Source organism: Pseudofrankia asymbiotica (genome assembly GCF_001983105.1).
Classification (GTDB): Bacteria; Actinomycetota; Actinomycetes; order Frankiales; family Frankiaceae; genus Pseudofrankia; species Pseudofrankia asymbiotica.
This window is the reverse complement of the sequence record NZ_MOMC01000024.1, coordinates 141,143-156,185: the sequence shown is the minus strand read 5'-3', so window position 1 is coordinate 156,185 and position 15,043 is coordinate 141,143. Positions and strand designations below refer to the sequence as shown.

At 70.6% G+C, this 15,043-nt stretch carries 12 protein-coding genes; 5 read left to right on the top strand and 7 right to left on the bottom strand.

Annotation, left to right across the window (positions count from 1 at the left end; translation table 11 throughout):
* Positions 1–31: 31 nt before the first annotated feature.
* The 7 genes from rsmG to rpmH all read right to left on the bottom strand — a co-directional run bounded on the left by rsmG (position 32) and on the right by rpmH (position 6,098).
* A complete protein-coding gene (rsmG, locus tag BL253_RS13330) occupies positions 32–763 on the bottom strand; it encodes a 16S rRNA (guanine(527)-N(7))-methyltransferase RsmG (protein WP_076816876.1) in 732 nt (243 codons plus the stop codon).
* A 152-nt stretch (positions 764–915) separates the two neighbouring features.
* Positions 916–2,985: a hypothetical protein gene (locus BL253_RS13325; protein ID WP_241834752.1), complete on the bottom strand. Its 2,070-nt coding sequence runs from the start codon at positions 2,983–2,985 to the stop codon at positions 916–918.
* Positions 2,986–3,087: 102 nt separating this feature from the next.
* Positions 3,088–3,624 carry a Jag family protein gene (locus BL253_RS13320; RefSeq protein ID WP_076816799.1) on the bottom strand — a complete coding sequence of 179 codons (537 nt, stop codon included), beginning with the start codon at positions 3,622–3,624 and terminating at the stop codon, positions 3,088–3,090.
* A 97-nt stretch (positions 3,625–3,721) separates the two neighbouring features.
* On the bottom strand, positions 3,722–5,020 hold the full coding sequence (yidC, locus tag BL253_RS13315; protein ID WP_076816797.1) for a membrane protein insertase YidC: 1,299 nt from the start codon (positions 5,018–5,020) through the stop codon (positions 3,722–3,724).
* 4 nt (positions 5,021–5,024) lie between these two features.
* On the bottom strand, positions 5,025–5,396 hold the full coding sequence (yidD, locus tag BL253_RS13310; protein WP_076816795.1) for a membrane protein insertion efficiency factor YidD: 372 nt from the start codon (positions 5,394–5,396) through the stop codon (positions 5,025–5,027).
* Positions 5,393–5,926: a ribonuclease P protein component gene (gene rnpA, locus BL253_RS45130; RefSeq protein ID WP_081438271.1), complete on the bottom strand. Its 534-nt coding sequence runs from the start codon at positions 5,924–5,926 to the stop codon at positions 5,393–5,395. The genes yidD and rnpA overlap by 4 nt, the downstream gene beginning before the upstream one ends.
* Before the next feature lie 34 nt (positions 5,927–5,960).
* Entirely contained in the window at positions 5,961–6,098 is a 138-nt protein-coding gene (gene rpmH / locus BL253_RS13300; protein WP_076816793.1) for a 50S ribosomal protein L34, read from the bottom strand.
* Between the two features lie 521 nt (positions 6,099–6,619).
* Here rpmH and dnaA point away from each other — a divergent pair.
* The 5 genes from dnaA to gyrB all read left to right on the top strand — a co-directional run bounded on the left by dnaA (position 6,620) and on the right by gyrB (position 14,729).
* Entirely contained in the window at positions 6,620–8,164 is a 1,545-nt protein-coding gene (gene dnaA, locus BL253_RS13295; RefSeq protein ID WP_076816792.1) for a chromosomal replication initiator protein DnaA, read from the top strand.
* A gap of 1,159 nt (positions 8,165–9,323) precedes the next feature.
* Entirely contained in the window at positions 9,324–10,490 is a 1,167-nt protein-coding gene (gene dnaN, locus BL253_RS13290) for a DNA polymerase III subunit beta (protein ID WP_076816790.1), read from the top strand.
* 227 nt (positions 10,491–10,717) lie between these two features.
* A complete protein-coding gene (gene recF / locus BL253_RS13285; RefSeq protein ID WP_076816788.1) occupies positions 10,718–11,821 on the top strand; it encodes a DNA replication/repair protein RecF in 1,104 nt (367 codons plus the stop codon).
* Complete coding sequence (locus BL253_RS13280; RefSeq protein WP_241834751.1) at positions 11,811–12,476, top strand: DciA family protein; 666 nt, start codon at positions 11,811–11,813, stop codon at positions 12,474–12,476. Before recF ends, BL253_RS13280 begins: the two co-directional genes overlap by 11 nt.
* A gap of 312 nt (positions 12,477–12,788) precedes the next feature.
* Positions 12,789–14,729 carry a DNA topoisomerase (ATP-hydrolyzing) subunit B gene (gene gyrB, locus BL253_RS13275; RefSeq protein ID WP_076816787.1) on the top strand — a complete coding sequence of 647 codons (1,941 nt, stop codon included), beginning with the start codon at positions 12,789–12,791 and terminating at the stop codon, positions 14,727–14,729.
* The last annotated feature ends 314 nt before the right edge of the window (positions 14,730–15,043 follow it).

The following is a 15,043-nucleotide window of genomic DNA, read 5'->3' as shown; positions in this document are numbered from 1 at the left end:
AGGGTCCAGCCCCAGCCCCGTCGACGCTGTTTCACGTGGAACATGTCCGTCCGCGTGCCCGCCGTTGCTCTCGTGTCGTCTGTCCCCGTTGCTGTTCACGCTKCCTGCCATCGTGCCGGTCTCCGACGCCGCGTCGCCCCGCCCCATCGGCCGCTCGTTCCGCGGAGATCAGGCGAGTGGGTTCAGCCAGCCGATCATTTCCACACATCAGGACCCGCGGATCCCGCCATCCCTGCGAAAGCAGGCCGTCTCGCGCCTCGGCAAGCTCCTCGTCGACTCGCGAACCGCGCATGGCAAGCATGACACCCCCCGGTCGAACGACCGGAAGCAGCATGCCGCCCAACCGTTCCAATGGAGCCACCGCTCGGGCAACGGCTACATCCCACCGTAGCCCGTCTTTCCCGACACCGACATCAGGAGCGCGCCCACGCAGCACGGACATCCGGTCCGCGCCGTCCAAAGCGGCGACCACCTCCCGCAGGAAGATCGTCCGGCGCTCCATCGRCTCGAGGAACACCACCCGGAGATCCGGCCGGACCAGCGCCAACGGCACCCCGGGAAGTCCGGCGCCACTGCCGACATCGACGACGGTCACGCCCATCGGGACGACCTCGGCGAGCACCGCGCAGTTGAGCAGGTGCCGGTCCCACAGCCGGTCGGTCTCACGCGGGCCGATCAGCCCGCGCTCGACGCCCGCCGTGGAGAGCAGCTCGGCATACCGAACCGCGCGGTCGAGCGCCTCACCGAACACCTCGGCCGCCATCGGCGGTGGGGCCACGACCTCGCTCACCGGGCCACCGCGCAGGGGAGCCGGAACTCGGACAGGGACCAGGACAGAGGACAGGCCGCCAGGCAGCCACGCAAACGCCGCACCCACCAAGCATCCACGACGTGCCCGGCTCTCGTCGCGAATGGTCAGTGGCAGTGCACAAGTGTCGTGAGTGTTCCGGTCAACGGGAAGGCGCGAACCTCGCTGGGGCACCARCCGGCGCGGCGGAGGTCGGCGAGGTCCGCGCGCGTGGCCGCCACATCCGGCTCGAAGACGAAGAGCAGGACGCGCCGCGGGGCGGGCGAGCGGGCCGCGACGTCACGGGCGACCTCCCCCTCACCGGGCCGGGAGAAGAACAGCGTGTCCGGCCGGGGTATCCGGGCGGGCTCGCCGTGGGCGGTCCGAGCGGGGAGAGCGGCCGGCCGACGGGGCGCGTCGTCGCTGGCCTCCATGGCGTAGATCCAGCCGGGGCGCATCAGCCGACCCCCCACGACCACGAGGTCGCCCGGCCGGTAGAGCCGGCGGGCCGCGATCGCGGCGTCGATGGTGAGGTCCAGGCCGCGCAGCCGGTCGCGCTGCTCGTAGAGCCGGCCGTCACGAGCCGCCGAGGACACCTGGGCGCCGATCCCGGCGGCGACGAGCGCCACGACGACCACGACCCCCGCCGCGCGCCAGAGCGGCCTCCGGCCGGGCACGGCCTCGCCGCTGTCGGCTCCGGGGTTCGCCGAGATCCGGGCCGCGTGCCCGCCGCCCGCTGGGAGAGCGCCTTGGCCGGCGGCCGGGTCTACCTGGGCAGGAATCTCTCGCGGCAGGGAACGGACGTCGTCCGCCGAGATAGTCACTGAAAGTGACTCGACAACTACGTGTCGCCTAGGGGTAGGAGTACCAGTCCTGACGATCTTCAACATGCGGTGAATCAGGTCCGCGGCACCCGCGACGACCACAAGAACGATCAGCGGGACCAGGAAGAGATTGGTCCGGGTCGGGCCGAAGGGCCAGAACCGGACCGCGCTCGCGGCGAGCATCGCGAGCTGCGCGCCGCCGAGCGCGGCGAGCACCTGCCGGCCGTCGTGCCGCCGGGCGAGCAGCGCGACACCCGCCAGCCCGCAGAGGACGACGGTCGGGGCGAGCAGCCAGAGCGACACCCAGGTCCCGTCGGTCGGCGGGTGCAGCAGGCTGGGGTCGTAGCGGTCGATCCCGGGCGGCGTACCGGTCACGAAGTCGCGCAGCTGTCCGCCGATGAAGGAGAGACCGCCGCCCAGCCCCCGCCCGGCGAGGAACTGCGCGTCCCAGTAGTGCCCCAGCCGCTGGCTGGACTGATGACCGACGAAGAACAGCGTGTTCGCCCCGGTGAGCACCAGGGCGGGCAGTGCCTCCAGTGCCCGCCATCCGCCCGCCGCGAGAGCGCCGCCGGCATCCGCCCGAGAAGCCCGGCGAGCGCGGACCATCGCGGTCACCAGGTCGGCCGCCACGAGCGGAGCGATGACAAAGACTGCTGGGACGGAGAGCAGGCTCACAAGGCCGGCAGCCGTCCGTCTGGCCAGCCGCCCGTGGTCCAGGCCGCCGCCGGCCCGCCCGTCCGAGACACCCGCGGACCCGGCGCCGCGGGCGGTCCCGCCCTCGGCACCCATCCACAGCAGGACCGCGACGACGGCGGCGAGCATCTCGACGGTGTAAGGCTTGAGCTGCGTGCCAAGGTCGAGAAGCGTGCTGTTCAGACAGATCCACAGGGCGGCGAACGCCGCCGGCACCGGGCCGGTGAACCGGGCCGCGAGCAGCACGATCCCGATGCCCAGCAGGGGCAGCGCGACGAACCCCGGGAGGCGCAGCACCCACGCGTGCCAGCCGAGCAGGTCACCGCCGAGGCGTTCTATGACCACCCAGCCGACGGCCGACGGGGTGTTGGCCCGCGCCAGCTCCGACCAGAACGACCCGAGCGGCTCGCCGACGAAATGGCCCCGCCAGATCTCGTCGTACCAGAACGGCCGCCGCAGGTAGGCCCGTAGCACGACATCCAGGGCGACCAGTACCAGGCCGACCCCGCCGGCCCACCGGAGGTCGCTTCTCCCCGTGCGGACGACGCGGGCCGTCAGGCGGCGGCGCGCGTCGCCGCCTGAGACGTCGCCGCCTGAGATACGGACGGCGCGCGCGGAGTCGCCGGGCTCGGCGCGGTCATCATTCCGGGTGGGCAGCGGGGAGCCTCGGTCAACGGACAAGCCCGATCGCCCTCCAGAAAAAGTCGGTCCGGCACGGGTGCACCCGTGCCGGACCGACCCAAGCCAGGCCGTCGGGCATGCCGACGGCTTCTGACGATCGCCTCAGACTGGCATGACGACGACGCAGCGGTTGGGCTCCTCGCCCTCGGACTCACTGCGCACGCCGTCGACGCTGGCGATGACGTCGTGGACGACCTTGCGCTCGAACGGGGTCATCGGCGCGAGCTTCTCCTTCTTCGTCCCGTCGACGACCCTCCTGGCCACCTCCGCCGCGAGCTCGCGCAGCTCGGCGCGGCGGCGGGCACGATGGCCGCCGACGTCGAGCATCAGCCGGCTGCGCTCGCCCGTCTTCTGCAGCACCGCGAGCCTGGTCAGCTCCTGCAGGGCCTCCAGGGTCTCCCCGCTCGGGCCGATCAACTTCTCGAGGCCGTCGCCGACGACCGCCACGACCGCGCGGCTGCCCTCGACGTCCAGGTCCAGGTCGCCGTCCATGTCGACGATGTCAAGCAGACCCTCGATGTAGTCGGCGGCGATCTCGCCTTCCTGCTCCAGGGCAGTCAGCCGCTCCTGCGTGCTCGTCGACTCGTCTGCCAGCGACAGGTCCTCGTCGACGTGGGCGGCGAGGTCGGAACCGCTCATCAGCGCAACTCCATGGGTAGGTGGGCCGCCGTCGGCGGCGGTCCCTCGTTCAGGACACACCAGGTCGGCCGGCTGCCGGGGGAGGAACCACGATCGCTCACCGCCGTCCGCCGGGACGCTTCCCCTTGCCGCCACTCTTGCGCTTCGCGGCCGGGCGCGACCCGCCGACATGCCGGGTGACGCCGGCCGGGACGGGTGTCGGAGCGGCGGCGGCGTCCGCCGATGGCGAGGCCTCCGGGCCGGTGGTGCCCACGTCCTTCACGGCGGCGTCCTTCACCGCGGCGTCCTTCACGCCGGCGGACGGCTGCGCCGCCCGGTTCGACGCACCACGCGGCGACCTGGTGCCAGCTGGAGCGGAGCCGCTCTTGGCGGCGGTGGAGCCGCTCGCCGGCGTCGCGTTCCGCTTCGCTCCCGCTCCGTTCGTGGTGGCCGGCGGCGTCGCCTTGGTCATCGAGGTCTGCCGGGTGCCAGCGGCGGTGCCCTTGCCCTTGGCGCGGGCGCCAGGAGCCGGCTTGGCGCCCGGCGCCGGCCGCGAGGGGGCCGGGCGGTCACTCACGGCGGCGGCGGTCGCCGGGCGGGCGCCGGGCAGCCGGCCGGAGGCGTCCGGAGTCGGTGCCGGCATCCGCTTGATGACGTAGAACTGCTGGCCCATGCTCCACAGGTTGGTGGTCAGCCAGTAGATCAGGACGGCGATCGGGAACCGGAAACCGAAGATGGCCAGCATGACCGGCGAGCCGTAGAGCAGGACCTTCTGGACCATCGCCTGCTGCGGGTCGGTCGGCCCGGTACGGGCCATGATCTGGCGCTGGGTGAAGAACGTCGTCGCGCCCATCAGGACGATGAGCACGACGGCGACGATCTTGACGTGCGTGCCGTTCGCGTGCAGGAAGTCCAGCAGGCTCGACTTCGACGTGAACGACGTCGCCAGCGAGATGCCGAACACCTTGGCCGACGCGATCTGCTCGACCTGATCGGCGCTCAGGCCGACGCGCGGCCGCCAGATCAGCGCGCCGCCCGGGCCCTCGTTCATCGGCGACAGGTGCGTGAAGACGTGGAACAGCGCCAGGAACAGCGGGATCTGCAGGAAGATCGGCAGGCAGCCGAGCAGCGGGTTGCCGTGCTCCTTCTGCAGTTCCATCATCTTCTGCTGCATGACCTGCTTGTCATGCCCGTACTTCTCCCGGATCTCCTTGATCCGAGGCTGCATCAGCTGCATCGTCCGCTGCGACTTCACCTGCCGGACGAACAGCGGGAAGATCAGGATACGGACGCAGACGACCAGGAGGACGACGGAGAAGGCCCAGGCGAAGAAGCTGTCCTGGCCGAAGATCGGACCGAAGCCCTTGTGGAAGAAGACAATCGCGTTCGCCGCGAGATGGTAAAGCGGATCCAGCACCGGTCTAACTCCTCCAGGCCCCTCGGGCGGACTGTACAGGTACTGGGTCGTACCCACCGCGGGATAGCGGCTGGCAGCGCAGCAGGCGCCAGCAGGCAAGCAGGCCGCCTCGTACCCCGCCATGCATACGAACGGCCGACAGCGCGTAGGCGCTGCACGACGGCTCAAATCGACAGGCGCCGGCCGAACGTGGCGACCAGACGAGCTGATAGCCGCGGACAAGGGCGGCGAGCAGCCACGCGAGTGGGCCGCGGACGGCGCCGGAACGGTCACGCGCGACTCGCGGCAGCCACCGGCTGACGGCGGCGGACGCGAGCGTGAGATCGAGGAGCGCGAGCACCCCGAGCACGCACAGCGCGCAGGCGGGGCCGCTCATCGCCGGCTCCGTCGCCGCTCGTCCGAGCCCGCCGGCGGGCTCGCGGCCATGTCATCCGGGACGCCGGCGGTCGCGCCAGGTCTGGTCATGGCGGCGCTGCCTTTGGCCGGGTCATCCGACTGGCCCGTGGCCGGACGCGGCTTCGCCGTCGTCGCGCGGGCACGGGCCGAACGGTCCTGGCCGGACCGTGCCCGGCCGGCGCGCATCGCCGCGAGGCCGCGGTCCAACGCGCTGCCCAGTTCGGCCGAGCTGGCCTCGGCCGAGGCCGGCAGCGCGCGGATGACCAGCAGGGTGCCTGGCGGCACCGAGGCGAGCCGGGAGCGGGTCTGCTCCCGCAGGCGACGACGGACCCGGTTACGAGTCACCGCCGTACCGACCTTGCGGCTCACCACGAAACCGGCCCTGGCCGGGCCGGAATCACGGGTGCTGAGGGCATGAACGATCAGCGGCGAACAGCTGAACCGGCGGCCTTCCCGCCCAATTCGGGCGTGCTCCTCCCGGGAGCTGACACGCGAGCGGACGGGAAGCATCGGAGCCGGTAACCGAGCGCCGGCGAGGTCCGCCTCAGGCGGACAGTTCGCGGCGACCCTTGCGGCGGCGGTCGGAGATGATGGCGCGGCCGGCACGGGTACGCATCCKCAGCCGGAACCCGTGGGTCTTGGACCGCCGACGGTTGTTCGGCTGGAAGGTGCGCTTGCTCACGTGACGACTCCGGGTAACAGGCGGTCAGGGACGCGACAGGCAGACGCTGTCCGTACTCAGGCTACGCCAGTGGCGGCCCCAGTTCGACGCACGCATCGATGTAGAGGGCGCCACGCGCCCGATGGACGTACTCGAGGTACCCCTCGAGCGGTCCGGTGGACGCGCGCTGACCCCAGTTGGGGATGAAACCGCTGGCGACGCTCTAGTTTACACAGCCTCCGGGTCGCCCCTTGCCGACGCTCCCGCTGACCGCCCCGCCGTCTTCCTTCTCCCCAGAGGTGCGGTCGGTAGAGAAGGCGCAGTCGGTGGGATAGGGGCTGCCGTGCCGGCGGCACGCCGGATGCGGTGTCATGTCCGTACACAGGTTGTGGACGACGATGTGGAGAACCCGGCGCGGCGCGTCGTGGTCCCGTCTGAGTCCCACCGAGTCCACTCGTCGTGCGCTGGTCGAGGGACGCGACCCCGCGTCGCGCTCCCGGACCCCGCGTCCGCCGACCTGGCCAACCCGCCAAGGAGTACCCGTGACCGACCGCGAACCGCCCTCCGTCACGGGTTCTCAGCGTCAGCTGCCGCTGGGGGACGACCCTGACCTGCACGCGGTCTGGCGGCAGGCGGTGGCCGGGGTGGCCGACGGGACGCTGTCCGCTCAGCAGCGGGCCTGGCTGCGCCTGACCAGGCCACTCGGCCTGGTTCAGGACACCGCGCTGCTCGCGGCCCCGAACGAGTTCACCAAGGATCTGCTCGACTCCCGGCTGCGCCCGTTCCTGGCCACCGCGCTGACCGCCGCGTACGGCCGGGAGATCCGGGTCGCCGTCACCGTCGAGCACCAGACGGATCCAGAGCCGATGACGGGCCCGATGGTGCTGCCGTCGCCGCCGGTAGCGGTCACGCGCGAGCGCGAGGATCTGGGCCACGACGGCATCGGCCGCGGGGGCGGAGCCCAGGACCATTTCCTCGACGCGTCGGCGCCGCCGATCCAGCGGGTCGCCGCCGGGCTCGGCCGCGACCCGGAGCCGCGGCCGTCCGAGCCGGCCCGGCTCAACCCCCGGTACGTCTTCGAGACGTTCGTCATCGGCGACAGCAACCGGTTCCCGCACGCCGCCGCGGTGGCGGTCGCCGAGGCACCCGCGAAGGCATACAACCCACTGTTCATCTACGGGGACTCGGGGCTGGGCAAGACCCACCTGCTGCACGCGATCGGCCACTACGCGCTGAAGCTCTACCCGGACTCCCAGGTGAAGTACGTCAGCACCGAGGAGTTCACCAACGACTTCATCAACTCGATCCGGGACGACCGGCAGCAGGCCTTCCAGCGGCGCTACCGGGACATCGACGTGCTCCTGGTCGACGACATCCAGTTCCTCGAGAACAAGGAGCGGACGCAGGAGGAGTTCTTCCACACCTTCAACGCCCTGCACGACACCGAGAAGCAGCTGGTCATCTCCTCGGACCGCTCGCCCAGGCAGCTCTCGGCCCTCGAGGACCGGCTGCGCAGCCGGTTCGAGTGGGGACTGATCACCGACGTCACGCCGCCGGACCTGGAGACCAGGATCGCGATCCTGTCGAAGAAGGCGGCCACCGAGCGGCTGCCGGTCCCGCCGGACGTGCTGGAGTACATCGCCACCCACATCGAGCGCAACATCCGTGAGCTCGAGGGCGCGCTCATCCGGGTGGCGGCGTTCGCCAGCCTGAACAAGTCCCATGTCGACCGCACGCTGGCCGAGATCGTGCTGCGTGACCTCATCCCGGACGCGACCAGCAGCGAGATCACCGCGACCTCGATCATGAACGCGACCGCGGCGTACTTCGGGGTCTCGATGGAGGACCTGTGYGGGACGTCACGCAGCCGGGTACTGGTGACCGCCCGCCAGATCGCGATGTACCTGTGCCGTGAGCTGACGGACCTGTCACTGCCGAAGATCGGCCAGCAGTTCGGCGGCCGGGACCACACGACGGTCATGCACGCCGACCGCAAGATCCGCGGYCTGATGGCGGAGCGCCGCGCCATCTACAACCAGGTCACCGAGCTGACCAACCGCATCMGCGCCGAGACCCGCCACCTCTGACCTCTGCCGCCGGTCACCGCGCCCTCCGCTCCACGGCACGTCACGCCGACGCCCCAAGATGCCCACAGGCTGTGGACATCTTGGGTATACGGAGTTGGCGGGTGTTCGCGCGCTCGAAGACCTCGTCGCCAGGTCTCGAGGGCGTAAGCGTTCGCCCTGATTCTGGCTGACTAGTCCGTTCTGATTCCAATTGACTAGGACGCCGGGGTCCGATAGGCCCCGTTCTCATTACTTCGCTCATCGATCCGTCGAGCGAGACCCTTCTCGCGCAACCAGCCCGGACCGTCCACAACAAACCGCCGAGCGCTCCCAGCTGCCGCGAGACCACTTGGGTGGTATTCACCCACAGCTTGTGGACAAGCCTGTGGACAAGCTGGGGGTGACCTGCGGACAACCGGGCCGAGAAGCTGTGGAGAACTGGGGGGCAGCCTGGGGACGACGTGGGGGCAACCGGTGGATGAACGGTGCATGGCGCCTGGGGACAAGACCGCCCTGTGGACGAAGACCGGGTTGGCCCACAGCTCCACCCACACGATCTCCACCGGGCTCCAGGGCCTCTGACCTGCGCGAACGCTGGTTATCCCCAGTTTCCACAGGCCCTACTACTACGACGATCATTTAAATTTTCAGAGAGATCAAAGTCTGAAGAGCTAGGGCCTGGGGATGAAGCGCTCGGTGCCTCGCCCGGCTCGCCGCCGCCGCACCGGCCGCACCCGCCGCACGAGGGCAATGCCCACGGCGGGGCCGCTCTGGTTCCCAAGCGGACAGCCCGCCGCTGCCCTGCCGGCAGCGGCTATGGGACGCTTTACCCCCGATGGCGGGTCCACACGCCTTTCGACGAGGGACACAGCGGGAGTACCGAGCGGGCGTCCGTCGTTGGCCCTTCACCGTTGGCCAAGGTGTTTCATGTCGGTGCCCATCTGGCCGCACCCCGGTGAGACCGGAGCTGGGCCGGCGAGGTGGCGGGCTGACGGCCGCGGCGTCTGGTTGTGGCCACGTCCCGGTCCTGACGGGAAGCGGCTGGGTTCTTCGTCGGGCCGCCCGCGTCGATAGTTGCTCTGTGTGATCGCCTGCTTGCATGAATGACTGGACCGCTCGCAGAGCTGTCGGAGGGCTCTGAGATGCTGGTTCGGTTCGTCGCCGCCAGAGGGAGGCAGGCATGAGGTTCCGGGTTGAACGGGACGAGTTCACCGAGGCGGTCGCCTGGACCGCGCGCAGCCTGCCGAGTCGCACGGCTACGGCGGCCCAGCAGCAGGTGCTCACCGGCCTGCTGCTCGACGCGAGCGGGCCGGGCCTGGTGGTCGCCGCCTTCGACTACGAGGTGGCCGCCCAGGCGAAGCTGGAGGCGACGATCTCCGAGGAGGGCCGGGCGCTCGCGCCGGGCAAGATGCTCGCGGAGATCACGAAGCAGCTGCCGGCCGCGCCGGTCGAGGTGTGGACCGAGGGCAATGGCCTGGTGATCGCCTGCGGCAACGCCCGGTTCACCCTGCGGACCATGCCCGTCGAGGAGTACCCGGCGTTGCCTCCGCTGCCGCCGATCACCGGCTACATCGAGGGTGGCGCGTTCGGCGCCGCGGTCTCCCAGGTGGCGGTCGCCGCCGGCAGGGACGACACGTTGCCGGTGCTCACCGGAGTGCGGCTGGAGATCGAGGGCGATGTCCTGACGCTCGCCGCCACCGACCGCTACCGGCTCGCGGTCCGCACCCTCAAGTGGCGCCCGGAAAGCCCCGACGCGGCTGGTGTCGCGCTCATCCCGGCACGCACGCTGCTCGACACGGCCCGGTCGCTGTCCGGCGGCTCGGTCGAGGTCGCGATCGCGCTTGGCACCGGTCCTTCCGGCGAGGCGCTGGCCGGTTTCGCTGGTAACGGCCGGCAGACCACCACCCGGTTGGTGGACGGTCAGTTCCCGCCCTACCGCAAGCTGCTGCCCGACTCGTGCCCGCTGATCGCGGCGGTGGAGAAGGCCCCGCTGCTGGAGGCGGTCAAGCGGGTGGCGCTGGTGGCACCGAAGACCGCGCCGGTGAAGCTCGCGTTCACCGAGGACCACCTGGAGCTGGAGGCCGGTAGCAACGGCGGCGAGGCCCAGGCGTCCGAGACGCTGCCCTCGACCTACTCCGGCCCGGACCTGGCGGTCGCGTTCAACCCGGCCTACCTGCAGGACGCGCTGAACGCGATCGACTCCGACCAGGTCGAGTTCGGTTTCGCCAGCGCCGACGACGCCGAGGTCGCCGCGAAGAAGCCGGCGATCCTCACCGGCAAGGGCGCAGGCGAGGGCGAGGCCCCCGACTACCGCTACCTGCTCATGCCAATCCAACTGAACGGCTGACGCTCAGCGACCCATCGCACCCGGTCCAGCGCAACCAGCCCGGCCAGAAACGCGAGGAGGCGTAGGAGGCCGGCAAACAGCGCGCCCGACGGCTGGAGACGCGCCAACCACGGGGCAGCCAGGCAACCCAGCCCCATCGCACCCAGGCAGGGCACCCAAACCAGCTGAAAACGCAAGGAGGCAGTAAAAAGCGACCAGCAACGGGACCGGAGGGAGCAGCCAAAAGCGTGCACATGACGCATCTGCAACTGGTTGATTTTCGGTCCTATCCGTCGCTTGAGCTGACCCTCCCGCCCGGGGTGGTCACGTTCGTGGGATCCAACGGCCAGGGCAAGACGAACCTGCTCGAGGCCGTCGGCTACGTCGCGACTCTGGGCAGCCACCGTGTCTCGGGCGACGTGCCGCTGATCCGGGAGGGCGCCGAGCACGCCGTGATCCGTTCCCGCGTCGTGCGCGGTGAGCGGGCGGCACTGGCCGAGATCGAGATCCTTCCCGGCCGGGCGAACCGGGTCCGGCTGAACCGTCGCCAGCTCTCCCGGCCTCGTGAGCTGCTCGGCCTGCTGTCGGTCGTGCTGTTCGCGCCGGAGGACCTTCAGATGGTGAAGGGCGACCCGGCTGCCCGTCGTCAGTTCCTGGATGAGCTGCTGGTCGCGCGCTCTCCCCGGCTGGCCGGGGTGATCGCCGACTACGAACGGGTGCTGCGTCAGCGGACCACCCTGCTGCGCGCCAGGGGCGACCTGCGCACCCTGGACTCCTGGGACGAGTCGCTGGTCCGGCACGGTGCCGAGCTGCTCTCCGCCCGGCTCGCGCTCGTCGACGAGCTGCGCCCCCAGATCGCCGCGGCCTACGCGGCCGTGGCCGGAGCCGAGACGTCGACGCCCGTCGGCGTCGACTACCGGTGCTCGGTGCCGCTGCCCGAGGGCGCCGATCGGGAGGCGATCGCGGACGCGATGCTCGCGGAGCTGGCCACCCTGCGGCCGCGGGAGGTCGAGCGCGGCGTGACGCTGGCCGGCCCGCACCGCGACGAGCTGGTCCTGTCAGTGGGCGGCCGCCCGGCCCGCGGCTACGCGAGCCATGGCGAGTCGTGGTCGCTCGCCCTGGCGCTGCGGCTGGCCGCCTTCGAGCTGCTGGGCGCGGACGACCGCGGCCCGGTGCTGCTGCTCGACGACGTCTTCGCCGAGCTCGACACGCACCGCCGTCGGCGGCTCGCGGAACTGGTCGCGCCGGCCGAGCAGGTGCTGATCACCGCGGCCGTCGACGCGGACGTGCCAGCGGAGCTGGGGGGGCCACGGTTCACCGTGCGGACGGGGGAGGTCAGCCTTGCCGACTGAGCCAGGCGAACAGCCAGGAGAACCGGCGACGGACGGCCGGCCCGGACTGGCGGCATCGACCGGCGTGGCGACGCCCAAGGGGGCCGATCTGGCTCGCCAGGTGCTCGCCGCCGCGAAAGCGGATGCCAGGGCCCGGGCCCGCCCGGGYGGCCAGGCGGGCCGGAACCCTGACGGGGGCCCCGGCGGCGCGCCCCCCTCGCGGCCCGGCGCCGGTCCTGGGGACCCGGATGGAGACGACGACCGTGACCCACCGCGCAGACCAAGGCTGCCGGGAATCGCCGCGCCGGGGCGGGAGTGGCGAGAGCCAGCCTCCCTCGGCACCGCCGTCGCGCGGATGCTCGCGGCGCGTGGCTGGCGGGGGAAGGCGGCCGACTCGACGGTGCTGGCCCGGTGGGACTCCATCGTCGGCCCGGACATCAGCGCGCACGCCACCCCGGTCTCGCTGCGTGACGGGGTGCTGGAGCTCGCCGCGGAGTCGACCGCCTGGGCGACCCAGCTGCGTTTCCTGGCCGGCCGTATCCTCGGCGAGCTGCGCCGTGAGCTGGGCCCGGACGTCGTCACCCGGATCAACGTGCGCGGGCCGTCGGCGCCTTCCTGGCGGCACGGGCCCGCCCAGATGCCAGGCGGCCGGGGTCCTCGCGACACCTACGGGTAAATGGCAGGTCAGCCGTTCCGGAGGCGTCGCTCGCGCCGATCCCCTCGATTGTCTCGCATCGTGACGGTCTGATCCGGCAGCGTTCCGACAGACGAGCCATCGGCCCGTGGCCGGGCTCTGAGCGCGTGGAATCGGCGTGGATCGGCGCCACAGCACGCGGGGCGCGCCTCGCGTAGGGGGATTCGGCCAGTCCTCCATCGGGTCGCTACGCGGACGTCAGGCGTCACCCTGCGTCTGTTATGGCGGGTTGCCGGGTAGACTGATGAGGACTTCGGYCCATAACGAGGGGGCCTTGACGAGGGGACCCAGTGCGTGGCGTACGACGCTAGTTCGATCAAGGTTCTCGAGGGTCTCGACGCGGTCCGCAAGCGGCCAGGCATGTACATCGGGTCCACCGGCGAGCGCGGCCTGCACCACCTCGTCTACGAGGTCGTGGACAACTCCGTCGACGAGGCGCTCGCCGGGTACTGCGACACCATCAGGGTGACGCTGCTGGCCGACGGCGGCGTGCGCGTCGTCGACAACGGCCGCGGCATCCCGGTGGGCATGCACCCCACCGAGAAGCGGCCCACGGTCGAGGTCGTGCTCACGAAGCTGCACGCCGGCGGCAAGTTCGACGGCGAGTCCTACGCCGTGTCCGGTGGTCTGCACGGCGTCGGCATCAGCGTCGTCAACGCACTGTCGACCAGGCTCGACGTCGAGATCAAGGTCGACGGCTTCACCTGGCTCCAGACGTACACCGCGCAGCGCCCCGGCCCRCTCGAGAAGGGCGCGCCGCTGAAGAGGGGCCAGCGCACCGGCACCACCGTCACCTTCTGGGCCGACGAAGAGATCTTCGAGACCACCGAGTACAAGTACGAGACGCTCTACCGCCGGCTGCAGGAGATGGCGTTCCTGAACAAGGGCATCTCCATCACGCTGCGGGACGAGCGGCCGGAGGAACCGGCCGAGGTCACGTTCATGTACGAGAACGGCCTCGCCGACTTCGTCACCCACCTGAACGCGACGAAGGAACCGATCCACAAGACGATCATCGCGCTCGAGGCCAAGAGCAAGGGCATCGAGGCCGAGCTCGCGATGCAGTGGAACGCCGGCTACAACGAGTCGGTCTACACGTTCGCGAACACGATCAACACGCACGAGGGCGGCACCCACGAGGAGGGGTTCCGGGCGGCGCTCACCAGCGCGGTGAACGTGTACGCCAAGGACCAGAACCTGCTCAAGCCCGTGAAGGCCGGTTCGAAGAGCGGCGACGAGCGACTGTCTGGCGACGACATCCGCGAGGGCCTTACCGCGATCATCTCCGTCAAGCTCGCCGAGCCGCAGTTCGAGGGCCAGACGAAGACGAAGCTCGGTAACACCGAGGCGAAGAAGTTCGTCCAGGAGATGTGCTACTCCGCGCTGCGGGACTGGTTCGACGCGAACCGGGTCGAGGCGCGGGCCATCGTCTCCAAGTCGCTCGACGCGCAGCGCGCTCGGATCGCCGCCCGCGCCGCCCGTGACCTGACCCGGCGCAAGGGCCTGCTCGGCGGCACCGGCCTGCCCGGCAAGCTGTCCGACTGCCAGTACACCGACCCGGAACGCTGCGAGGTCTACATCGTCGAGGGCGACTCGGCCGGCGGCTCGGCCAAGGGCGGGCGCGACTCGAAGTTCCAGGCGATCCTGCCGCTGCGCGGCAAGATCCTCAACGTCGAGAAGGCCCGCATCGACCGGGTACTCAAGAACGCGGAGGTCCAGGCGCTGATCCAGGCGCTGGGCACCGGCATTCACGACGAGTTCGACATCGCCAAGCTGCGCTATCACAAGATCGTGCTGATGGCCGACGCCGATGTCGACGGCCAGCACATCCGGACGCTGCTGCTCACCCTGATCTTCCGGTTCATGCGCCCGCTGGTCGAGGCGGGCCACGTCTTCCTGGCGCAGCCTCCGCTCTACAAGATCAAATGGGGACGAGAGGACTGGGAGTACGCATACTCCGACCGGGAGCGTGACGGGCTCGTCGAGCGCGGCGTCGAGACCGGTCGCAAGCTGCCCAAGGACGCGATCCAGCGGTTCAAGGGCCTCGGCGAGATGAACGCGACCGAGCTGTGGGACACCACCATGGACCCGGACAAGCGGATCCTCCTGCAGGTCACGCTCGACGACGCCGCGGTGGCCGACGAACTGTTCAGCGTCCTGATGGGCGAGGACGTCGACGCCCGTCGCAGCTTCATCCAGCGCAACGCCAAGGACGTCCGCTTCCTCGATATCTAGCTGGGGTGAACTGTTCGCTGACCGAGGCGGGTAGCCCTGTTCGCTGGCGTGGGGCCAGCTTCCCGGTAGCCCGCGATGTCTGCCCGGGGGGGGGCGACCCCCTGGAACCCCCGATGTCGGGCTTCGCCCGACGAAATGGGCTGACCCTCTGCCGCAACTTGTCTGCCTCGGGAGGCGAGTTACCGGAGCCCGCTGGTGCGGATCACCAGGGCTCCGGGGAGCGAACTCTCGACGCCGGGTTCACGCAACATACGAACTTCAGAACGACATAACCGTCTAAGCCTGCTTGATCTGGGAAATATCCGATCAGCTCC